20 protein-coding genes are annotated in these 22,189 nt (G+C 64.4%); 9 read left to right on the forward strand and 11 right to left on the reverse strand.

The annotated features are described in order from the left end of the window. Positions 1-234: 234 nt before the first annotated feature. Positions 235-717, reverse strand: a complete 483-nt coding sequence (locus tag C3Y15_RS17245) for a cupin domain-containing protein (protein ID WP_034194741.1) — start codon at positions 715-717, stop codon at positions 235-237. 359 nt (positions 718-1,076) lie between these two features. Here C3Y15_RS17245 and C3Y15_RS17250 point away from each other — a divergent pair, with 359 nt between their 5' ends. Further along, the gene (locus C3Y15_RS17250; protein ID WP_124259675.1) at positions 1,077-1,763 is read left to right on the forward strand and encodes a hypothetical protein; all 687 of its coding nucleotides are present in this window, start codon (positions 1,077-1,079) and stop codon (positions 1,761-1,763) included. 242 nt (positions 1,764-2,005) lie between these two features. Here the strand turns inward: C3Y15_RS17250 and C3Y15_RS17255 are convergent, their stop codons facing one another. From C3Y15_RS17255 to C3Y15_RS17265, 3 genes are all read right to left on the reverse strand, one after another. Beyond that, positions 2,006-2,431, reverse strand: coding sequence for a cupin domain-containing protein (locus C3Y15_RS17255; RefSeq protein ID WP_059475914.1), 426 nt, complete (start codon positions 2,429-2,431; stop codon positions 2,006-2,008). A 77-nt stretch (positions 2,432-2,508) separates the two neighbouring features. Next, positions 2,509-3,336 carry an AraC family transcriptional regulator gene (locus C3Y15_RS17260; protein WP_014724037.1) on the reverse strand — a complete coding sequence of 276 codons (828 nt, stop codon included), beginning with the start codon at positions 3,334-3,336 and terminating at the stop codon, positions 2,509-2,511. 189 nt (positions 3,337-3,525) lie between these two features. Continuing rightward, positions 3,526-4,353 (reverse strand): SDR family oxidoreductase, encoded by an 828-nt coding sequence (locus C3Y15_RS17265; protein WP_059669177.1) that lies wholly within the window; start codon positions 4,351-4,353, stop codon positions 3,526-3,528. 99 nt (positions 4,354-4,452) lie between these two features. Between C3Y15_RS17265 and C3Y15_RS17270 the strand changes: the two genes are divergently transcribed. From C3Y15_RS17270 to C3Y15_RS17280, 3 genes are all read left to right on the forward strand, one after another. Further along, positions 4,453-4,824 carry a heavy metal-responsive transcriptional regulator gene (locus C3Y15_RS17270; RefSeq protein ID WP_034195534.1) on the forward strand — a complete coding sequence of 124 codons (372 nt, stop codon included), beginning with the start codon at positions 4,453-4,455 and terminating at the stop codon, positions 4,822-4,824. A 393-nt stretch (positions 4,825-5,217) separates the two neighbouring features. Next, positions 5,218-6,615, forward strand: coding sequence for a cysteine--tRNA ligase (cysS, locus tag C3Y15_RS17275; protein ID WP_014724035.1), 1,398 nt, complete (start codon positions 5,218-5,220; stop codon positions 6,613-6,615). Between the two features lie 253 nt (positions 6,616-6,868). Beyond that, the gene (locus C3Y15_RS17280; protein ID WP_196480344.1) at positions 6,869-8,263 is read left to right on the forward strand and encodes a kelch repeat-containing protein; all 1,395 of its coding nucleotides are present in this window, start codon (positions 6,869-6,871) and stop codon (positions 8,261-8,263) included. Positions 8,264-8,603: 340 nt separating this feature from the next. Here the strand turns inward: C3Y15_RS17280 and C3Y15_RS17285 are convergent, their stop codons facing one another. The 3 genes from C3Y15_RS17285 to C3Y15_RS17295 all read right to left on the reverse strand — a co-directional run bounded on the left by C3Y15_RS17285 (position 8,604) and on the right by C3Y15_RS17295 (position 10,653). Further along, a complete protein-coding gene (locus C3Y15_RS17285; protein WP_034195550.1) occupies positions 8,604-9,215 on the reverse strand; it encodes an alpha/beta fold hydrolase in 612 nt (203 codons plus the stop codon). Positions 9,216-9,268: 53 nt separating this feature from the next. Continuing rightward, positions 9,269-10,003, reverse strand: a complete 735-nt coding sequence (locus C3Y15_RS17290) for a metallophosphoesterase family protein (RefSeq protein WP_034195533.1) — start codon at positions 10,001-10,003, stop codon at positions 9,269-9,271. 116 nt (positions 10,004-10,119) lie between these two features. Then, on the reverse strand, positions 10,120-10,653 hold the full coding sequence (locus tag C3Y15_RS17295) for a GNAT family protein (protein WP_034195532.1): 534 nt from the start codon (positions 10,651-10,653) through the stop codon (positions 10,120-10,122). A gap of 123 nt (positions 10,654-10,776) precedes the next feature. Between C3Y15_RS17295 and C3Y15_RS17300 the strand changes: the two genes are divergently transcribed. Together C3Y15_RS17300 and C3Y15_RS17305 are read left to right on the forward strand one after the other, a co-directional pair. Continuing rightward, on the forward strand, positions 10,777-10,977 hold the full coding sequence (locus C3Y15_RS17300) for a hypothetical protein (RefSeq protein WP_045577694.1): 201 nt from the start codon (positions 10,777-10,779) through the stop codon (positions 10,975-10,977). 295 nt (positions 10,978-11,272) lie between these two features. Continuing rightward, on the forward strand, positions 11,273-13,195 hold the full coding sequence (locus tag C3Y15_RS17305) for an SMP-30/gluconolactonase/LRE family protein (protein ID WP_124259674.1): 1,923 nt from the start codon (positions 11,273-11,275) through the stop codon (positions 13,193-13,195). Between the two features lie 28 nt (positions 13,196-13,223). On the opposite strand, the gene C3Y15_RS17310 is transcribed toward C3Y15_RS17305, so the two are convergent. From C3Y15_RS17310 to C3Y15_RS17320, 3 genes are all read right to left on the reverse strand, one after another. Next, positions 13,224-15,419 (reverse strand): TonB-dependent siderophore receptor, encoded by a 2,196-nt coding sequence (locus tag C3Y15_RS17310; protein WP_059896489.1) that lies wholly within the window; start codon positions 15,417-15,419, stop codon positions 13,224-13,226. 227 nt (positions 15,420-15,646) lie between these two features. Next, positions 15,647-16,612: a PDR/VanB family oxidoreductase gene (locus C3Y15_RS17315; RefSeq protein ID WP_011880850.1), complete on the reverse strand. Its 966-nt coding sequence runs from the start codon at positions 16,610-16,612 to the stop codon at positions 15,647-15,649. Then, on the reverse strand, positions 16,609-17,688 hold the full coding sequence (locus C3Y15_RS17320; RefSeq protein ID WP_041494232.1) for an aromatic ring-hydroxylating dioxygenase subunit alpha: 1,080 nt from the start codon (positions 17,686-17,688) through the stop codon (positions 16,609-16,611). Before C3Y15_RS17320 ends, C3Y15_RS17315 begins: the two co-directional genes overlap by 4 nt. 196 nt (positions 17,689-17,884) lie before the next feature. On the opposite strand from C3Y15_RS17320, the gene C3Y15_RS17325 reads away from it, so the two are divergent. Further along, positions 17,885-18,373, forward strand: coding sequence for a MarR family winged helix-turn-helix transcriptional regulator (locus tag C3Y15_RS17325; RefSeq protein WP_014724026.1), 489 nt, complete (start codon positions 17,885-17,887; stop codon positions 18,371-18,373). Positions 18,374-18,443: 70 nt separating this feature from the next. Here C3Y15_RS17325 and C3Y15_RS17330 read toward each other — a convergent pair whose 3' ends face one another. Beyond that, positions 18,444-19,190: a TetR/AcrR family transcriptional regulator gene (locus C3Y15_RS17330; protein ID WP_011880847.1), complete on the reverse strand. Its 747-nt coding sequence runs from the start codon at positions 19,188-19,190 to the stop codon at positions 18,444-18,446. A gap of 170 nt (positions 19,191-19,360) precedes the next feature. On the opposite strand from C3Y15_RS17330, the gene C3Y15_RS17335 reads away from it, so the two are divergent. Together C3Y15_RS17335 and C3Y15_RS17340 are read left to right on the forward strand one after the other, a co-directional pair. Then, positions 19,361-20,542, forward strand: a complete 1,182-nt coding sequence (locus tag C3Y15_RS17335) for an isovaleryl-CoA dehydrogenase (RefSeq protein WP_011880846.1) — start codon at positions 19,361-19,363, stop codon at positions 20,540-20,542. Positions 20,543-20,573: 31 nt separating this feature from the next. Continuing rightward, a complete protein-coding gene (locus C3Y15_RS17340) occupies positions 20,574-22,181 on the forward strand; it encodes a carboxyl transferase domain-containing protein (protein WP_059695779.1) in 1,608 nt (535 codons plus the stop codon). Positions 22,182-22,189: the final 8 nt, after the last annotated feature.

The following is a 22,189-nucleotide window of genomic DNA, read 5'->3' on the forward strand; positions in this document are numbered from 1 at the left end:
GACGAATCGTGCGAGATGAGTCAAGCGTGACGAGCGAAGTGCGACGAAGCAAATGTATATGGCTGGACTAGACCAAACAGACAGCGCCAGGTGTCTGACTAAGTTCCGGCCATGAAGCGTCATTCGCTAGCGCCGCTGCGCGGACGTTCAGATGTTAGATCCACCCTGCGAGCGGCCATTCGATTCGCGAGGACGAATCGTGGGTCATCAGCCGCCGCGTTGATCCGCGTAAGCTCAGTCCGGCATTCCGTTATGGTCGCCGAGGGGTCTAGCGGGCCAGTCCACCCAGCGGTCCGCGCGCGTAAGTTCGTACGCTTCGTTGAGCGGGTAACGAATACGATTGTCGTCGCGCGGACGTTCGCCGATCACCATCAGCCTGACTTCGTCCTTCGTATTGTTGATGAAGGTGTGGCAAATTCCCGTACCTGCCGGAAACGCAACCGAATCACCTTCAGCAATGGAATGCAGCACACCGTCGATCCAGACGTCAGGCTTGCCCTCGAGCACGTACACAAACTCCTGCTCGGTACTTTCGGCGTGCGGATATGATGTCCTCCGGCCGGGTAGAAGCCTCACATGATGAATACCAATACGCGTGATGCCGAGTGCGGCAGAAAGCGGAGCGTCTAGCGCCATGGGCTCGGTATCGGCGGGATAGGAATGTGCATCCGGTTCTTCGAGTTCAGTCCAGTGTTTGACGAAATCTGGTCGGCTCATCGGTTGTTCTCTTAAAGGACGGCCATTGATGATAACGGTTTAGGAGCGGACGCTAACCACAACCTGCGGCCAATCTTGGCCATGGCCATTTCGGCCGACGAGCCGCAAGCGGCGGGCAAGGGTGAATGGCCGTTGTAGTTTGGGATCTGCCGAAAATGTGCTGCTGAGTCCACCGTCGGCTCCGGGTCGGAAGTCGCCGGTCGGGCCGCACCGGGCGCCGACCGGCGACTTCCCGGCCAGGAACGGACATTCGACAGCGCGATCTGAATCGTCGACAATGCAAGGTCAAACCACGGCTACGCCCCGTCAAATCAGACTGATAGCGGCGGCCTTCCAAGCCCGACAATGGTGTTGCGACGATGAGCATCAGCAAGTGGATAGCGCACGTTCGGAATGATTCTAAAAACGGCGAAGCATTCAACATGGTGACCTTGGAGGCAGCGCATCGCGTAATGTCTCCCGTGGTCGATGCGGCTTTGAACGCGCGGGGGGTCGAGACAGTAGCGCCTCTGAAGTGGGTGCGACACGACGGATCACCTATCCGCCAGATATTTGCATTTTCCGCATGGAAAGGCGGCGTCATCGCTCCTCGATGGGGCTTGTCCTTTGACTTTGTCCCGCATGTGTCCGGCAGTTCTGTTCGCTGGCACCGAACCAACAAAACTGCGATCTTTGACCTCGTTGTTGATGCACGCGACAGGGACTTAGACGTGAGCCTTATTTGTGGAGAGCAGGTCGTCGCTCAGAAATCGGCGCCGATTGTGCAAGCTGCGATCGCACGGGCAGACGAATTTTGGCGACTGGTCAATTCGATCGAGGACGTCGTCGGGGCATTCGAATGGCTGCGAAGCTATCTGTCGAGCGGAGGCTTGGGGTTTTACAACTATGTCCAGCATCCGATCGCGCTCGCATTTGTGCTCGCGAGGACAGGCAACGCTGATGGCGCACGTCGAGAGTTGGATCGCTTTCTCGAAGGGCGTTCAGCGGAAGACCCAGTCTCCATACGACTCGGTGAGATGCTGACTAAAGCTACCGGCATGGCATGATCGCGAACAAAGAATCCTTCGTGTGGATGGCGGGTGACTGCGCCAATGAACATGCGCCGAGTGTCCGCTTGCAGGAGATCTGACTGTCTCTTCAGGGGCGGGTTCGGCCAACGGCATCAGGCGACAGTCGGCCAGAACGAGCCGTCGAACCGATGCGTCCAGATCGACGATGATCGCGCTTCCGCAGACTCGCTCAAGCTCGCCGGCTCCGACTATCTCAGCTGGCATACGCAGAGGCTGCCTTAAATCCACTGGTCGTTCTCGACAGTACGCTCGCCCGCTGCGCCGTCGCCCGTGTTCACCACACCTCGCGGCTCGATCAGCAGCAGCTTTACTTCGGCATTTGCACAGGGCTTGTGTTCGACGCCCTTCGGCACCACCGCCATCTGACCGGCACGCAACACAATAGAACCATCGCCCGAAGGGCCCGCGCGAAATTCGATACGCAACTCGCCTCCGAGCACGATGAACGTTTCGTCGGTATCGGCATGGCGGTGCCACTGAAACTCGCCTTCGACTTTCACAACCTTGAACTGATAGTCATTCATTTCCGCGACGACACGCGGTTGCCAGTGACCGTCGATCAGCGCGATCTTGCCGGTCAAATCGATGGTCTGGCACTGGCCGCGTTCGGCCGGCACGTTGTTGTGTTTCGAGGATTGGGACACCGTTCTCTCCGTTCAAGGGGCAATGCTTCGAGGATATACATGCTCCTTGCGGCCGTATTGAACGATCGTGTGTGTTTTCAGCCGCGGTGAATGCTGCCCGTGACCTGGAGCCAGCGCCCTGGCGTCAGCCCGAATGTTTTCGAGAAGTGTCGCGTCATGTGGCTCTGATCAGAAAAACCCGCGGCCGCAGCGGCGTGAGCGAGCGAGGTGCCAGCGAGCAGCATGCGGCGCACCGTATCGAGGCGCCGCATCGTCAGATAACGGTACGGGCTCGTGCCGTAGAAGGTGCGAAAGTCGTGCGACAGACTCCAGCGATCGCGGCCCGTCGCCGCTTCAAGTTCGACGAGCGTGACGACGCGCGCGCAGTTCACGTGCAAATAGTCGCGCGCGCGCCGCGCCGCGAGGAAATCGCCTTTCGGACGGCGTGTGGGCGTGCCGGCAACAGCGGCAATCGCATGCGTCAGTTCGACGAGGGCATCGCTTTGTTCAAGCGGTTCAAGCCTATAGCCGACGTGCTGCAGCAATGTCGTGGTTGCCGCCGCAAGGCGCGCATCGGTCGTCACGCCGCCTTCGAGGAACGGCAGCGCGCGCCCGCCGAGCACGTCCTGAAAAAGCGCGGGTTCCACGTAGATCATCCGGTACCGAAACCCTTCGTCGGTACCCGCCTGACCATCGTGAGCCTCGTCGGGATGCAGCACCATCGTGTGGCCTGCCAGGCTGTTTCGCAGGCTGCGCCGATAGTTGAAACTCTGGACGCCAGCGAGCGTGCGACCAATCGCATAGGTATCGTGGCGGTGCATGGCATACGCCTTGCCGTGAAACCACGCTTCGATGCGTTCGACACCTTCTATCGGCTCGGCGCGCCTTACCCAGTCGGGGCATGAGATTGCGGGTTGTCGGTTCATGATGTAGAGCGTGGATGGCCTGACGCATCACGCTGCGGCACGGGCGCTCAGGCGCTGTACGATGCAAAGCCGCTATCCGAATTGTCGCATCGGATAGTCCACTAGCGATGACATGCTACGGTCGACGCGCCGGGTTGAAACGCGGCCGTTCGCGACGCCAAGAGACCACCATTTGAAAACAGCGCAACCCTACGCCTTGATATCTGTTGCCGCGAGATTCCGAACTTCTCTCGGTCGAAGGATTTTTTCAACGAGCCGAGCCGACATCTGACGGCTCAGTAGTCTCTGCAAGTTCGCAAGCAGTCGATTTCGCGTCCCCACAACCCGATAGCTCAGATTACGATCGAGCGCCCACAACGCATCCCGCACCACGTTGGCGACCGGCATCGGCACGCCGACTGCAGCCTCCTTCGTGCCAACAACGTCGAAAAAGGCCGTTTGCGTGGCGCCGGGACATAGCGCGACGACCCGGATGCCCCGCTGCCGGTTTTCAGCCCAAACAGCTTCCGAAAATGACAGGAGAAAGGCCTTCGTCGCGCCGTAGACGGCCATATACGGATCGGGCTGGAATGCCGCGGTTGACGCGACGTTGATGACTGCGCCGCCGGATCGCGCTTGCATCCCCGGCAGCAGAAGATGAGTCAGCTCGATCGCGGCGATGCAGTTCACCAGGACTTCATCGCGCTGGCGCGTCAGCGGAATCGTTTCAAAGCGCCCGTAAGCTGCGAAGCCCGCATTGTTGATCAGCACATCGACGAACGTGCCGGTCCCCTTCAGATGGCGATCGATCGTGTCGACGGCGTCGGCTGCGCTCAGGTCGACCGTCAGAAAATCGGCGTCGCACGCGTAATCGCGCCGCAGTTCCGCGGCCAGATCACGCAGCTTGTCGTGAGAGCGTGCGACCAGCAGGAGTCTCGCACCGCGTTCGGCCAACGCGTGGGCAAACGCGCGCCCGATACCCGATGATGCACCCGTGACGAGTGCTGTTTTTCCGCCAAAATCGAAAGATTTGCTCATGGGCTGCTGATGGAGTGGAACGGGAGTTGCACTCTAAACCGTTGACTATAGGCAACGGTCAAGCGTAAATGACGGTCCACGACATTGATTGGAGGCAGCATGCGCATCGGCGAGCTATGCAAGCGGGCGGGTGTATCGCGCGACACCGTCCGTTACTACGAGCGTATGGGTCTGCTGGATAAAGCAACGCAAGGTAACGCGACGAACACTTACAAGCACTATTCCGAACTTTCGTTACAGCGGATACGGCTGATCGTCCACGCGAAGGCGTTGGGCTTCACGCTGGCGGAAATTGGCGACGTTGTCCATGTATGGGAAAGTCCGACGTTCGGCGTTGACCAAAAGGTCGCGTGCCTGCAAGCAAAGCTCGCCGAACTCGACGCAAAGAGTCTCGCGTTAACCACGCTGCGAACCGGGCTGCTGAATGCGCTGGCCAAAGTTGGCGGCGATTGTGTCGAAGAAGTAGCGTGATCAGTCGCGGCCGGTGCAAGTGTCATCCTGCCCCGCACAGGAACTTCGATGGCCGCTTTGATCGCCCGTGAGGGTCCCTTCAGGGTCGGGTTGAGCCAGTCGGTGCCTGCCGGGGCTGCGGCCGGCCGAGTCCGGCCACAAACGGTCAGTCGGAAGACCACGCTCAAAGCGGCCATTCGCCGGTATTGACCTGCGCAGCCAAACGACGCTAGGATCGTCAGCATGATTAGTCGCTCCAAATCCCTCTTTTCGCTGGTCCGCGCATGTTGTCAAAACGTGCCGGGGAGATGCTGCGTCTAGCGATTAACTACACGTCGCATCAATCGCCTCTGGCCGCCCGTTGCAAAACCGGCGGCCTTTTTGTTTTTGCCCCCTTCGAGACGGAGAGAGTTGATGCAACTTACGTTGTATGACACCTGGTCGCGTACCGTGCGCTCGTTCACGCCAATTCACGCTGGCCGCGTTGGCATGTATTGCTGCGGCCCCACCGTCTATGACCATGCGCATATCGGCAATCTAAGAACGTATGTGTTCGAAGACATTCTGCGCCGGGTGCTCATTCGCAACGGCTACGAGGTCCGTCACGTCGTCAATATCACCGATGTCGGTCATCTGACTTCGGATGCTGACGAAGGCGAAGACAAGATGGAAAAAGGTAGCAGACGGACCGGAGAGTCAGCATGGGCTATCGCTCAGCGCTACACCGAGGCCTTCTTCGCGGATTGGCATGCCCTCAACTTGCTGGAGCCGACGGTATGGTGCCGTGCGACCGATCACATCGCCGAACAGATCGCGTTTATCGGCGAGTTGGAACGGTCAGGCTACGTATACAGGACCAACGACGGCCTCTATTTCGACACAAAAAAGCAGGACGATTACGGCTTTCTGGCCCGGCTCGACCGTGCCGGCCTGCAGGCGGGCAAGCGCGTCGTAGTTGGTGCCAAGCGGAACATCACAGATTTTGCGCTATGGAAGTTCAGTCCGGCGGGCGTAACGCGGCAGATGGAATGGGATAGCCCATGGGGGCGTGGATTTCCGGGCTGGCATATTGAGTGCTCGGCCATGTCGGCGAAGCACCTCGGCATCTGGTTCGACATCCACTGTGGCGGAGAAGACCATATCGCCGTGCATCACAGCAACGAGATTGCACAAACTCAAGCGGCCCACGGCACTCGGCTTGCGAACTTCTGGATGCACGGACATTTTCTAACGCTCGATGCCAACACGAAGATGTCGAAGTCGAGTGGCGATTTTGTTCGCTTGCAGACCTTGCGCACTCGGAACATCGATCCACTTGCCTACCGTTTCCTGTGCATGACGGCTCATTACCGGAGCAAGCTGCATTTCAGCTGGGCGTCTCTTGACGCAGCGCAGACAGCCTTGAACCGGCTGAGGCATCTCTATTCCGGTTGGCCGGACGGTGGCCGCATCGATCCGGATTTCGCCGCGCGCTTCGACGCCGAAGTGAATGAGGACCTGAATCTGCCGAGGGCATTGGCCGTGCTATGGGAGTTGGTCAAGAGCGAGCTCCCATCTGCGACCTTGAAAGCGACTGTCGACAGCTTTGATTATGTTCTGGGCCTTGGGTTACGCGATTGGAAGCCAGTTGCGTCTGACATTCCGGAAAGCATCCGAGTGTTGCTCGGTGAACGTGCTCAGGCCCGAGAGGCAAAGGATTGGGCAAAGGCCGATGAGATACGAAAGATGTTAAACGCCCGAGGCTGGAGAGTCGAGGATGGCAACGACGGACAACGTCTGATCGAAATCGCCACGCCCTCGACAGATATCTGAATGGGTGTTAGCTGCATGGGAGCCGCACTGAATGTCCGGATGGCACAGGCTCGATTGACCGCTTGGGGTCGGTGCGCGCCGTCCTCCGATCCAACGCAGTGTGACGGCGGCATCGGGCGGTCGTCGGCCACAAGCGGTCGGCCGACCACGCAGTCGGAATCGGCGACAATCACGACGAGTTGAGCATATTCCGTGCGACCATGTCCAATGACCAAAGAAATGTTTGCCAGCGATTCGGTACAGAATAATGCGTATGAACACTTTGGGAAGCTCTGAATTACGACGCACTTTGATGGCACTGGGGATCGTCCTGTTGACCGGTGTCTCTATGTTCTACGCGACCGACGAGGTCGGGCAAGCAGATATTGATCGTCCATCGATTGAGCGAACAACCACCAAGACCGCTGGTGTTTGGCAGTCCACGACGCGTATGGTGCTCGCCCGCTACGGGCATACCGCAACCTTGCTACCCAATGGCAAGGTGCTGGTGGCTGGTGGTTTCGGTGGCCCCGGAGGCGGCGGTCTTCTGGCGGTGAGCGAGCTTTACGATCCCGCCCACCCAAAATGGTCCAAGGCGGGCGCCATGGTGCTTCCACGCCAAGCGCACAAAGCGGTCTTGTTGGCCGATGGCAATGTGTTGGTGGCCGGCGGGCTGGCCGCTGACTCAAATAACCTCTCTGCGACGCCTTCGGCTGAGGTCTATAGCCCTACCCGTGGCGTTTGGAATCGTGTCGGGAACATGGCGACGGGGCGATTGGGTCATACGATGACTGTCTTGAAGGACGGTCGCGTGCTTGTCACCGGCGGCCATCGCGCGGATGACGTGATGGATGACGACGCTTTTGCTTCGGCCGAGCTGTTCAATCCCACCGATGGCCAATGGGCAGTCACCGCCAGTATGAGTATTGGACGTCGGGGCCACACTGCCACGCTGTTGCCGAACGGCAAGGTGCTTGTGGTTGGCGGGAGAATGGCGGGGAGCAACGGCGACGCGACCGCCATGGCTGAACTCTTTGACCCCGTCAAAGATACTTGGGTAGCGGTTGCCCCGATGAGGAACGCGCGCTACGGTCACTCCGCAACGCTTCTGCGAAGTGGGAAGGTACTCGTCGTGGGGGGCGAGGACGTCAAGAAAGCCGGCGACGACACCAAGAGGTTGGATGCCGCGATGGCGGAAGTCGTCAAGGAGAAAGGCTCGGACTTCACATCGACCGACTTGGCCATCGCGCTTGCCAAGGATCCCGGGCCTTATCGAAGCTTGGCCGAAATTTACGATCCAGTCACGAACCAGTGGTCGCCCGCGGGAAACCTGAACGCGGCGCGATCTGGGGCTCGCGCTGTGCTGTTGCCGAATGGAAACGTGCTTGTGGCACGAGGCGCTGATGACGAAAGCCTCGACCTTAATTCTTCAGAGATCTATGACGTAAAGACGGGTGTGTGGCGCCTGACGGCGCCCATGAACGACGGCGTGGGCATAGGGGCCACGCTTACCGTGCTGCCCGGTGGTGAGGTGCTCGCTGCGGGCGGGGATCGAGGTTACGTCAAGTCCAAGCCGGGCCTTCGAGAGCGTTTGGCGCAAGGAATCTATCGGGCAGACGATTTCAACGATAACAGCGCACTCTCCTCCGCAGAAATCCTGCGCTACTGATCACTTGATGCGACGCACCTCGCGAAACGCTGCGTTGGTCACGTTCATGTACAACCGATAAGCCACAGCAGAACCCGGAGCGGTGGGGAGGAGACTACGCTAACACGAACGACTGGTTCGGAGAAAAACGGGTGACCGCAGTGGGTCGATCACGGCCCTTGATGAAGTGACGGCAAAAGCAATCTCAGACCTGATCTGACGCTGACTGAGACATCAGGTCTTGACTTACGCAAATTCAAACGCGCCGAACCAAGCGCACCCGACTAAGCGCACCGCCCCACGGCCCCACCGCTGTCACAACACCGTCCACCTCGCGCCACGCGTGCCGAAACACACAGCGTCAAACCCGCTGCAGATGCGCATCGACGAGCGGCGCGAGCGTATCGGCATGCACGGCCGCGAGATCGTGCCGGCCGCCCGGCACCAGATGCAGCCGCGCATCGGGCAGCCGTTCGAGCAGGCGCTGGCCGGCCGCGACCGGGCTGATCGGATCGTCGTCTCCCCACAGCAGCAGCGTCGGTTGTGCGATGCGTCCGATCGCGTCGGACAGGTCGACGTGCAACGTCAGGAACCAGTCGGGCAAGTGCGGATTTGCGCGCGCGAAATCGGTGCGCCAGTCCTGCGCGCCGAGGCCGCGCATGTCGAGGCCGCCGGACGTGACCGTCAGCACCAGATGCGTGACGAGTGCCGGACGTTCGAGCGCCGCGTGCATCGCAATGACCCCGCCCATCGATTGCGCGATCACGGCGGTCGGCCGGTCGATCGTGTGCAGCACGCGGCGCACGAGGCCGTCGAAATCGGTGACGTCGGGATCGGCCGGCGTGTCGCCGAAGCCCGGATAGCCGACGATGCGCCGTTCGGCCGGATGCACGAGGCGGCTCGCGAGCGGCTGCCAGAACGCGGTGCTGCCCGACGCGCCGGGCAGGAAAAGCAGTTGCGAAGGAACGGGCATCGGGCGGTGATTTTCCAGTAAAAGAAGGATGGCGAACGTGACCTGACGGCGCGTCAGCAGCGGCCGGTGCGCAGCGCGACGGCCCACTCGTCGCGGCCGCGCGCGGCTGCCGTGTCGGCAGCCATCTGCCAGTCGTATTCGACGGTATGAAGTTCGGCGTGCCAGCCCGCCGGCGTGCGCGACACGATCGCATAGCGCGCGTGCGGCGAGCCGGTTTCGATCCGGTGCGGATACGGCAAATCGTCCGCATAGGCCGGCAGCCCGACGCTTCCAGGGTTGACGATCGTGCGGCCGTCGGCGAGCCGCGCGACGCGCGGCACATGCGTGTGGCCGCACAGGATCAGCGACGCCGGCTCGTCTCCGGCGCGCTGCGCGATTTCGTCGGGCGTCGCCGCGCGGCAGCCGTCGCGCGTCACCGTTTCGAGAAAATAGTCGAGGTCGCTCGCGGGCGTGCCGTGCACCAGCAGCACGTCGTCGCCGAGCGTCGCGCGTTCAGGCAATGCGGCGAGCCACGCGCGGTGGCGCTCGTGCAGCGTGTCGTGCGCCCAACGGTCGGACAGCCCCATCGCGTCGCGCGTGCGCTCCAGCAGTTGCCGTTCGTGATTGCCGCGGATCGTCGGCAGATCGAGTGCAATCAGGCGATCGGCCGTTTCCGCCGGATGGAGCGCGCCCGAGACGATATCGCCGAGATTGACGATCACGTCGGCGCCGCGGCGGCGCACGTCGTCGAGCACCGCGTCGAGCGCGGCGAGGTTGCCGTGGATGTCGGACAGCGCAGCGATTTTCATGGCGGGGCGAGTCGAGCCGGGGAATGCCGATTGTCGCGAATTCGCCGCGGGCCGTCCAATCGCTTCGACGGCGGGCGCAGTGCCATTCACGAGGCCGGTGCCGGTCGCCCGACGCGTCAGTCCGTCGCGAGGCGCGCGTACATCGCGAAATCGCCGGGCACGCCGCGCACCATCCGGTACGCACGCAGCAAGCCTTCGTAGCGGTAGCCGCATTTCTGCAGCACGCGTAGCGACGCGGCGTTGCTGGCCAGCACGACGCCCTGGACGCGCCTGAAGCCGTCGGCGAACGCCCATGCGGTCACACTCGCGCACAGCGCGCTGGCGATGCCGCGCCCCCAGTACGACGGCGCGAGATCGTACGCGATTTCGGCCGAGCGATTCGCGGTGGACACCGTATGCAGCCCGATCGTGCCGGCGAGCGCGCCGGACGCATCGTCGACGATCGCGAGACGGCGGATCGAATCCGGCTGCGCCGATTCGATCGCGTCGAACAGCGGCAGCAGGTCATCGCGCGAGCGCAGGTTCCAGCTCGTGTGACGGACGACGTCGGGCACCGACAGGTACGCGTACCACGCATCGAGATCGGTACGCTCGAGCTGGCGCAGCGACAGGCCGGGAAAGCCGCAGCGTGGCGGCGCGTCGATTCTCATCGTTCACGCCGAGCGGCGGCGAACGGCAACGGCGACATGCGGTCCATGGCGGCGGGTTCCTCGAAAGGCGGTGCTCGATTATCCGGCGCTGGTTCCTCGGTTGTACAGCGGTGCTATCCAAAGATGGCGGCCGGCTTCAGCGCATGGCCGCATGCGCGCCGCAGCGCCGGTTGCATCGTCAGCGGCATCGGCAAGTCGCCGTGCACTGCGTCATTTCCCATCCTTCACGACCTTCGCGACGCGGCGGCATGCACCATGCCCGCCGCGACGCACGATGCCGCACGCGACAATATTTTTTTCTTTCATCTAAATTTCTATTTGTAATCATTCAATCGATTCCGCGTGCGATAAAACCGCTGCGCGAAAATCAGAAAAAATGACATGCACGCATCGAATTATTCGGAATAAAGTGCCGAAAAATCAGGCCTGCACAATGCGGGCGCGACACATCGTAGCGTAGCGGCACGCCCAGCGTTGACGAGCAAAGCGCGCGACATCAGCATAACGTAAAGCCGCAAAATAATTCTCGGCACAATTTGATGGAATTTTTCAGAAATCACCAATGTTTCATCTGCGCCGAATTACAGTATCAACAAACAATCGTCCGGGAGCCTCAGTCATGTCAGTGAAACGAATCGGCGCGGTATTGCTTGCGGCATGCATGATGCTCACGGCACCGCTCGCCCACGCGCAGACGCAATACTCGACGGACTGGCTCGCCAACACGTTCGGCACGCTCGCCGCGCACGTGGGCAACGGCGCGCGCTCGCTGTGGGTCGCGCCCGAAGGCGTGATCTATACGTCGTCGCGCTGGGACGAGAACGCCGGCGGCGTCGCGATCTACCAGAACGGGCAGACGCTCGGCACGATCGGCATCCATGACGAGTTCCAGGGCGGCGCGATCACCGGCAACGCGAATTCGCTGTTCGTCGCGCTCGGCTACAACCGCACGTTCGGCAGCGGCTCGGTGGGGCGCTACAACCGCAGCACGAACCAGCGCGACCTGCGCATCCCGGTCAGCACGTGGACGGGCATCCAGTACGCCGACGTGATCACCGGCCTCGCGACGGGCGGCAACCTGCTGTACGCGAGCGACTTCTACGGCAACCGCGTGCGCGTGTACACGACGGACGGCGTGTGGCAGCGCGACATCGCGGTGTCGGGGCCGGGCGCGCTCGCGCTCGACGCGGCCGGCAACCTGTGGGTCGCGCGCAAGAGCGCCGGCGTGGTCGCGCAGTTCAGCCCGAGCGGCGCCGCGCTGGGCACGATCCAGATGGCGGCCCGCGCGCGGCCGGCTTCGCTTTATTTCGATGCGCCGAGCGGGCAGTTGCTGGTGGGCGACGAAGGCCCGGACATGAACATCAAGATCTACGCGCTCGCGGGCCAGCCCGCGCAGGTCGGCACGTTCGGCGTGCAGGGCGGCTATCTCGACACGACGACGGGCATCAAGGGGCAGGTCGGCGACAAGCGCTTCACGCGCATCGCGGGCATCGGCAAGGACGCGGCCGGCAACCTGTACGTGCTGAACAACACGTGGGGCGGCGGCTGGGATCTCGGCCGCAACGGCAGCACCGACCTCCATTCGTACAGCCCGACCGGCCTCTTGCAATGGAAGTTGCAGGCGCTGAACTTCGAGGCAGCCGCGGCGCCCGATCCGCTCACCGACGGCGCGTTCTTCTACAGCGGCAACACCGTGTATACCGGCACCGCGGGCGGCACGTTCGTCGCGAACACGATCGATCCGTTCACCTATCCGAAGGATCCGCGCCTCGACATGAACGACTATCAGCGCGGCCAGCATTTCGGTCAGCTCGCGCGGGTGAACGGCACGCGGATGCTCGTCGCGACCGGGCAGAACCCCGGCAACTACAACATCTATCACTTCAACGCGGCGAACGGCTACATCGCGATTCCAGACGGTTCGATCCCCGGCAAGCCATTCAATACGAGCCTGCAGGCGACCGCCGGTTTCATGCTCGACGACAACGGCGACGTCTGGGCCGGCCTCGATCGCACTAATACGATCTCGCACTATCCGATGACGGGCCTCGACGCGACCGGCAAGCCGTCATGGGGCAAGCCGGTGCAGATTCCGATTCCGCGCACGGTGCTGCCGCTCACGCGGATCATCTATCAGGCCGACAGCGACACGATGATCCTCGCGCAGGGCATCGCGGGCACCTGGGACTGGACGGCGATGAACGGGCACATCGAGGTCTATCGCGGCTGGAAAGCCGGCAATACGACCACGCCGAACGTCGCGATCGACCTGACCAGCGCGAACCCGAAGTCGATCGCGGCGGCCGGCCATTACCTGTTCGTCGGCTACGTGCACACGGTGCCGAACGTCGACGTGTTCGATCTGAACACCGGCAGCCTCGTCACCACGCTGACGAACTCGAACACGGCGGCGATGGATGTCGGCAACGACGTCGACTCGATGTACGGAATTCGCGCGTATCTGCGCTCGACGGGCGAGTACGTGATCACGAAGGACAATTACAACGGTTCGAGTCTCGTCGTGTATCGCTGGCGGCCGTGACGCGCGTGTGGCGCGCGGCCGCCGCGCATCAGAACGACACCGTGGTCGTCAGCGTGACGAGCCGCGGCTCGCCGACCGCCACGATCAGGTTGCTGTTGCTCGACGGGTAGTAGGTCTTGTCGAGCAGGTTCTTCACGTTCAGCTGGATGCGCGTTGGGAACTTGCCGACCATCGTTTCATACGCGGCGAACGCATCGACCGTCACGTAGCCGGGCAGCGTGAAGCTGTTCGCGGTGTCGCCGGGCCGCGCGCCGACCAGCCGCGCGCCGCCGCCGAAGCGCCAGCGTCCGGGCAGATTCGCGATCGCCGTGTCGTACACCGCGAACAGGCTGCCGGTGTGGCGCGCGACGTTGACGAGCGGCGTGTCGCTGTCGCGATCGTTCGCGTTCGTGTAGGCATAGCTGCCGATCAGGCTCAGGTGCCGCGTGAGCTGCCCGGCGACGTCGAGCTCGATCCCGCGCGAGCGCGCGGTGCCGATCGTCGACGTGAGGTCGCCGACGGTGACCGCGACGTTGCGCTTGTCGATCTGGTAAGCGGCGAGCGTGCCGCTGATCGCGGGCGTCATGCTGAACTTCAGCCCGGCCTCCAGCACGCGGCCGAACTCCGGCGCGAGCGGCGCGGCGACGTTCGACGCGACGTTCGGCTTGAACGAGCGGCTCACGTTCGCGTACGCGGTCAGCGACGGCGTGAGCGCATACGCGAGCCCGAACTGCGGCAGCCACACGTTGCCGTGCGAGCGGTCGGCGAACACGAACGGCCGGCCCATTCCCGATTCCTGCTGCCAGTCCTCCCAGCGCAGCCCCGCCGACGCGGTGAGCCGCTCGGTGAGCTTCACCGTGTCCTGCACGATCATCGAATACGCGTGGACTTTCGACAGCGAATCGCTCTGCTTCGCGCTGACCGTGCCGCCCGGCGCGAGCAGGCCGTACACGGGATCGTAGAGATCGAAGCCCTTGGTCGCCGTGCCGCGGATCGTGTCGCCGCGGAAGCTGCGCTGCAGTTCGTATTCGCCGCCGATGTACAGCGCATGGTGCATCCCGGCGAGCGTCAGGTTGCCGAGCAGGCCGAGCGTCGCGATCTGGTCGGCGTCGTTGCGGCCGAGGTTCGCGTCGGACGAGCGCGTCAGCGCGCCGGTCTTGCTGTTGAACGCAGCCGCGCGCGTGAGGTACTGATCGTAGCGATCGCGGCCCCAGCCGTAGGTCGCGCGGACACGCCACGCGTCGGAGAAGCGATGCTCGATGCGCGCGCGCAGCGTTTCCTGGATGCCGGCGCTCTGCGACCACGCCTCCTCGTAGCGGCGGTAGCGCAGCGCATCGTCGGGGCGGCCGTTGACGAGCACGGTGCCGCGGTCGAACGGCGTCGTGTAGTCGACGTATTGATAGGCGACGTCGATCGACGTGTTCGCGTCGTGCCACGACAGCGCGGGCGCGATCAGCGCATCGCGCTCGCGGCCGAAGCTGCGCCAGTAGCGGCTCGTGTCGTATTCGCCGGTGAGGCGGAACGCGAGCGTGCCGCCGGCGACCTGCCCCGGCTTGCCGAGCGGGCCGGTGAGGTCGAACTGCGCGCTGCTGCCGCCATGGCTCGTGCGCGATGCCGAGATCGAGCCGCCGAATTCGGCCTCCGGCTTGCGCGTGACGAGATTGATCACGCCGCCCGGGTCCTGCATCCCGTACAGCAGCGAAGCCGGGCCCTTCAGCACTTCGACGCGATCGATCGTCGCGAGATAGCTGTGCAGCACCGGCGTACGGACGCCGTCGACGAGCACCGAGCCGTCGTTGTTCGAACCGAAACCGCGCTTGATGAACGCATCGCGCGTGCCGCCGAGCGTGTTGGTCTGCGTGATGCCGCTGACGTTGCCGAGCACGTCGTCGAGCGAGTTCGCGTGCTGGTCCTCCATCACGGCGCTGCTGACGACGGCGATCGATTGCGGAATGTCCTTGAGCGCGCGATCGTCGCCGCCCGCGATGCTGCTGGTGCGCGGCTGGTAGCCGACGGTCGGATCGGCGACCGCCGACGCGCTGATGCTGATCGCCGGCAGTTCGCGCTCGGCCGCGGGCGGCGCGGCGGGCGACGCCGCGTCGGCCGCCGAGGCCGCCGAGGCAGGCGCGGCACGCTGGGCCTGCGCGTGTGCGCCGCCGGCGACGCAAAGGGTGATCAGGGCAGGCAGGCCCGCGCGCCACGGACGCAAAGCCCGCGCGCGGCGGAGCGGTCGACGAAATGACATGAATCGTTCAATGACGGAGTGCTGAGGAAAGAGCCGCAGCGTCCGAATGCGTCACCGCGGCAGGATGCGCATGATATATGTAATGAGAATCGTTTTCAATTGTAAATGTGGGACGGCGCACGTCGAAGCCGTCGCGGCCGCGGCTCGCGAAGTGACCGCCGTGTGGGTGACACGTCGATCGTCTGCTGCATCGGGAACGGCGGCCTATGGCCGCCCGCGTGCCGCGTCTACAGGTCGAGCACGAGCAGGTCGCTGCGGGCACGCGAACAGCAGGGCATGAACTGGTCGCCGGCGGCCTGTTCCGCTTCCGTCAGATACGAATCGCGATGGTCGGGCTCGCCTTCGAGCACGCGCGTCACGCAGGTGCCGCATACGCCCTGCTCGCACGAGGTCAGCACGTCGATGCCGTGGGCCGCGAGCGCGGCGACGACCGTGCAATCCGCCGGCACGTCGACAACCTTGCCGCTGCTCGCGAGCCGGACCTGGAACGCGCGCTCCGCACCCGACGCGACGACCGCGCCGCCGAAGAACTCGTAGTGCAGCCGCGCGTCGGGCCAGCCGCGGGCGCGTGCGGCGTCCAGCACCGCGTCCATGAAGCCGCGCGGGCCGCAGACGTACAGGTGCGTGCCGGCAGGCGCCGCGTCGAGCGCGGCGGGGAGATCGAAGCGCTGCGCGGCGTCGCCGTCGTCGACGTGCAGGCGCGTGCGGTCGCGGAACGCGGCGGTATTGATCTGCTCGACGAAGGCCATGCGCTCGAGCGAGCGCGCGCAGTAATGCAGGTCGAACGACTCGCCGGCCGCGGACAACTGTTCGGCCATGCTGAGCATCGGCGTGACGCCGATGCCGCCGGCGAGCAGCAGATGGTGCGAGGCGTCGCGCGCGAGAGGGAACTGATTGCGCGGCATGCCGATGCGCAGCGTGTCGCCCTGCCTGACCTCATCGTGAATCGCACGTGAGCCGCCGCGGCCGTCGGCGTCGCGCAGCACCGCTATCCGATAGCGATCGCCGTGGCGCGGGTCGTTGCACAGCGAATACTGGCGCACGAGGCCGCCCGGCAGATGGACGTCGATATGGGCGCCGGCGTCGAAGCGCGGCAGCGGCGAACCGTCGTCGGCGACGAATTCGAAGCCGCAGATGTCGCGCGCTTCCTGCCACTTGCGGGCGACCCGGACGGTCAGCGTCGGCGCGCTCACGACGCCGCCTCGATCCGCACGACCGCACCCGCGGCCGACGGCGCGCCGGCCGCCTCCTCGGCGGCGAGCAACCGGTCGATCACCTTGCGCGACAGCACGCCGCCCGCGTCGATATTGAGCTTCAGCAGCTTGCGCTCGGGCCATTGCTCGAGATTGCGCTGCTGGCGCTCGAGCATCTCGAGATCCTCGGCGAAGATCTTGCCCTGGCCTTCGCGGATCGTCGCGGTCAGCGCATCGTCGTCGGGCCGGAAGTTGCGCGCCATTCCCCAGAAATACCAGATCGAACCGTCGGTTTCCGGCGTGATGAAGTCGACGACGATCGACGACGCCTTGTGCTCCGCCGGCGCGTCGTAGCCGCCGTGGCCCGCATGCGCGACGCCCACTTCGATCATCACGTGGCTCGGTGGCGTGAAGCGGCAGATCTGCCAGCGGTCGACCGGCACGTCGTCGGCGAGCCCGTTGCCGCGCAGCGCCATCTGCCAGAACGGCGGCGGCATCACGTTGTGCATGAAGCGGCTCGTGACGACTTCGTCGCCGTGGCTGGTGGTCTTCGGCGGTGCTTCGTCGATTTCCTTCTGGCCGATGCTCGTCGCGTGCACGTAGGTCTCGTGCGTGAGGTCCATCAGGTTGTCGATCATCAGCCGGTAGTCGCAACGGATGTGATACAGGCCGCCGCCGTGCGCCCACGCCGGATCGTCGGCCCACGTCAGCGCGGGCAGGGCGGCCGGATCGGCGCGGGACGCATCGCCCGGCCACACCCACACGAAGCCGTAACGCTCGACCACCGGAAAGCTGCGGATCGCCGGAAAGCCGCCGACGCGCTGGCCGGGCATCGCCGCCGTCTTGCCGTTGCAGCCCATCTCCAGCCCGTGATAGCCGCAGACGAGCACGCCGTCGCGCACGAAGCCGAGCGACAGCGGCGCGCCGCGGTGCGGGCAGAAATCCTCGAGCGCGGCGACGCGGCCGTCCGCCGCGCGATAGAACACCATCGATTCGTTGCAGATTTTGCGGCCGAGCGGCTTGCCGTCGATTTCATCGGGCGTGCATGCCACGTACCAAGCGTTCTTGAGAAACACGTTCGTCGTCTCCTTCGGGGCGGTGCCGGTGGTCGGCACTTCTTCATTCCGTGTACTGAATGAGATTCAGTGTACTTATCGAAATGGGCGACGACAAGGCGGGCGGTATACTGGTTTTCCCGGCCAATGGCGCGACGCCGCGCGATGCCGCTGGCGCGCGCGACCGCGTGCGCCGCCTTATGTGACCGACTCATCCATGGAAAAAACGAATCCCGCCAGCGCGCCGGCTTTCCCGTTCGATCTGTACGACGAACCGGGACACCTGATCCGGCGTGCGCACCAGATCGCGGTGGCGATGTTCTACGAGAAGCTGGGGCGCGACGTCACGCCGGTGCAGTACGCGGTGCTGAGGATGCTCCAGGAAAGCCCCGGGCTCGACCAGGTGACGCTGGCGCAGCGCGTCGCGCTCGACACGTCGACGACCGCCGATCTGGCGGCGCGCCTCGAAGCGAAAGGGTTGATCGTGCGCGAAGTGCTGCCGCGGCGGCAGCGGCGCCTGCTGTTGACGCCGGCGGGCGTCGAACTGCTCACGCATCTGATTCCGTCGGTGCAGGCGTTGCGCGCGGGCCTGTTCGACGGGATGGGCGAAGACGACTCACGCGAACTGGTGCGGCTGTTGCGCAAGTTCGTCCATTTGAACAACGAGCAAAGCCGCGCGCCGTTGCGGGCCGCGGACGCGTCGTAGCGGCAGCGAGGCGCCATCGCGCCACGCGCGTCGAGCTACGGATCACGGCGGCACAACTTCGCCGCCCGCATCATGCCTCCGGCGCGTGTCCTTCCAGCCGGCGCATCGCTTCGGCCACCTCGTTCCTGAAGCGCACCAGCGCCGCCTGCTCCGGCGCGGGCGGCTGCACGGCCGCCCACAGCATGTCGATCAGCTGCGTGGCCGTCGTTTCCGTGTCGAGCTTGCGGTGCCCGAGGATCGCGTCCCACAGCACGTGCTCGATCGGCCCGAACACCATCGAGCGCAGCAGGCTCAGCGGCATGTCGCCGCGCACCTGGCCGGCCGCCTGGCCGCGCGCCAGCACATCCATCAGCGGCGCCGTGTAGCGGCGCTGCAGCGCGGTCAGCTCGTCGCTCAGCGCATGCTGCTTCGCGCGGCCTTCCGACAGCACCAGCGCACACAGCCCCGTGCCGTTCACCAGCATCAGCCGCAGGTGCGTGCGCACGATGAACGCGAACTGCTGCTGCACCGACGCGTCCTGCGGCATGCCGAGTTCGAACGCGGCGATGATCTCGTCGTACCAGTCGGCGATCACGCGCGCGCACAGCTCGCGCTTGCCGCGGAAATAGCTGAACACCGTCGCCTCCGACACGCCGACGCGCTGCGCGATCTCGGCAGCCGTCGCATGCTCGTAGCCCTTTTCGGCGAACACCTCGCGCCCGGCGCGCAGGATGTCCTGCACGCGCTGCTGGGACTTGCGCCCGGCGGGGGCGCGCGACGGCTCGGCGCGCTCGGCTTTGGCGGTGGCGGTCATGGTGTCGGGGCGGGCGTCTGTCATGCCCGCAATGATATCTGAGTGTCACTCAAAAAACTATTGACGCCAAACCGGACGACGCGCGAAACTGTGCGAAATATACGCTGCATTGGCTTAATGAATCGACGCATTGATCCGATTTGAGCGAAACTCAGAAATCGGCGCATGCGCAACTTTCTGGAGACGGAGGAGACATGATCAACCTGCCTGGCGTGCAATTCATGCTCGGTGAAGACATCGAGATGCTGCGCGACGCCGTCGCGACGTTCGCGGCGAAGGAAATCACGCCGCGCGCGGCGGAGGTCGACCGCACCGACCAGTTTCCGATGGATCTGTGGAAGAAGTTCGGCGATCTCGGCGTGCTCGGCATGACCGTCTCCGAGGAATACGGCGGCGCGAACATGGGCTACACGGCGCACATGGTCGCGATGGAGGAGATCTCGCGCGCCTCGGCGTCGATCGGCCTGTCGTACGGCGCGCACTCGAACCTGTGCGTGAACCAGATCCACCGCAACGGCAGCGACGCGCAAAAGCGCAAGTACTTGCCGAAGCTCGTGTCGGGCGAACACATCGGCGCGCTCGCGATGAGCGAGCCGAACGCCGGCTCCGACGTCGTCAGCATGAAGCTGCGCGCGGACAAGCATGGCGACCGCTACGTGCTCAACGGCACGAAGATGTGGATCACCAACGGCCCCGACTGCGACACGCTGGTGGTCTACGCGAAGACGGACGTCGACGCCGGCTCGCGCGGCATCACCGCGTTCATCGTCGAGAAGGGGATGAAGGGCTTCTCGGTCGCGCAAAAGCTCGACAAGCTCGGCATGCGCGGCTCGCACACGGGCGAGCTGGTGTTCCAGGACGTCGAAGTGCCGGAGGAGAACATCCTCGGCCAGCTCAACGGCGGCGTGAAGGTGCTGATGAGCGGCCTCGACTACGAGCGCGCGGTGCTGTCGGGCGGCCCGACGGGCATCATGGCCGCGTGTCTCGACGCGGTGGTCCCGTATATCCACGACCGCAAGCAGTTCGGCCAGTCAATCGGCGAATTCCAGCTGATCCAGGGCAAGGTCGCCGACATGTACACGACGTTCCAGGCGTGCCGCGCGTATCTGTACGCGGTCGGCCGCCATCTCGACTCGGCCGGCAGCGACCACCTGCGCCAGGTGCGCAAGGACTGTGCGGGCGTGATCCTGTACACGGCCGAGAAGGCCACCTGGATGGCCGGCGAGGCGATCCAGATCCTCGGCGGCAACGGCTACATCAACGAATATCCGGTCGGCCGGCTGTGGCGCGATGCGAAGCTGTACGAGATCGGCGCCGGCACCAGCGAGATCCGCCGCATGCTGATCGGCCGCGAGCTGTTCGCGGAAACGATGTAACGCCCCACGTCACGCGAACGGAGCCTCGCCGATGCCGATCATCGAATCGAAACTGAACCCGCGCTCGGAAGACTTCCGCGCGAACGCCGCGGCGCTGGAGGCCGTCGTCGCCGATCTGCGCGCGAAGATCGAACAGCTCGCGCAAGGCGGCGGCCAGGCCGCGCGCGACAAGCACCTCGCGCGCGGCAAACTGCTGCCGCGCGACCGGATCGCCCAGCTGCTCGACCCCGGTGCGCCGTTCCTCGAGCTGTCGCAGCTCGCCGCGAACGGGATGTACAACGACGACGCGCCGGGCGCGGGCCTGATCACCGGGATCGGCCGCATCGCCGGCCGCGAATGCGTGATCGTGTGCAACGACGCGACGGTCAAGGGCGGCACCTACTACCCGATGACCGTGAAGAAGCATCTGCGCGCGCAGGAAATCGCCGCGGAAAACCGCCTGCCGTGCGTGTACCTCGTCGATTCGGGCGGCGCGAACCTGCCGAATCAGGACGACGTGTTTCCCGATCGCGACCACTTCGGCCGGATCTTCTACAACCAGGCGACGATGTCGGCCGCGGGCATCGCGCAGATCGCGGTCGTGATGGGCTCGTGCACGGCCGGCGGCGCGTATGTGCCGGCGATGAGCGACGAGTCGATCATCGTGAAGAACCAGGGGACGATTTTCCTCGGCGGACCGCCGCTCGTGAAGGCCGCGACCGGCGAGGAAGTGAGCGCCGAGGATCTCGGCGGCGGCGACGTGCACACGCGGCTGTCGGGCGTGGTCGACCACCTCGCGCAGAACGACGCGCACGCGCTGTCGATCGCCCGCAGCATCGTCAGCCATCTCGCGCCGAGGATCGCCGCGCCGGTCGCGCTGCGCGAGCCGAAGCCGCCGCGCTACGACGCGCGCAGCCTGTACGGCGCGATTCCGGTCGATACGCGCAAGCCGTTCGACGTGCGCGAGGTGATCGCGCGGATCGTCGACGATTCGGAATTCGATGAATTCAAGGCGCGCTTCGGCACGACGCTCGTCACGGGCTTCGCGCACATCTGGGGCCATCCGGTCGGGATCGTCGCGAACAACGGCATCCTGTTCTCCGAATCGGCCGTGAAGGGCGCGCATTTCATCGAGCTGTGCTGCCAGCGCAAGATCCCGCTCGTGTTCCTGCAGAACATCACCGGCTTCATGGTCGGCCGCAAGTACGAGAACGAAGGCATCGCGCGCCACGGCGCGAAGATGGTGACGGCCGTGTCGAACGCGAAGGTGCCGAAGTTCACGGTGATCATCGGCGGCTCGTTCGGCGCGGGCAACTACGGAATGTGCGGCCGCGCGTTCGGCGCGCGCTTCCTGTGGATGTGGCCGAACGCGCGTATCTCGGTGATGGGCGGCGAGCAGGCGGCCTCGGTGCTCGCCACCGTGCGTCGCGACGGGATCGAGGCGAAGGGCGGCACGTGGTCGGCCGACGAAGAGGAAGCGTTCAAGCAGCCGATCCGCGATCAATACGAGCGCCAGGGCCATCCGTACTACGCGAGCGCGCGGCTGTGGGACGACGGCGTGATCGATCCGGCGCAGACGCGCGACGTGCTCGGGCTCGGCCTCGCCGCGTCGATGAATGCGCCGATCGACGAGACGCGCTTCGGCGTGTTCCGCATGTGACGGCGCGG

The organism is Burkholderia sp. B10 (assembly GCF_004368385.1).
GTDB lineage: Bacteria > Pseudomonadota > Gammaproteobacteria > Burkholderiales > Burkholderiaceae > Burkholderia > Burkholderia vietnamiensis.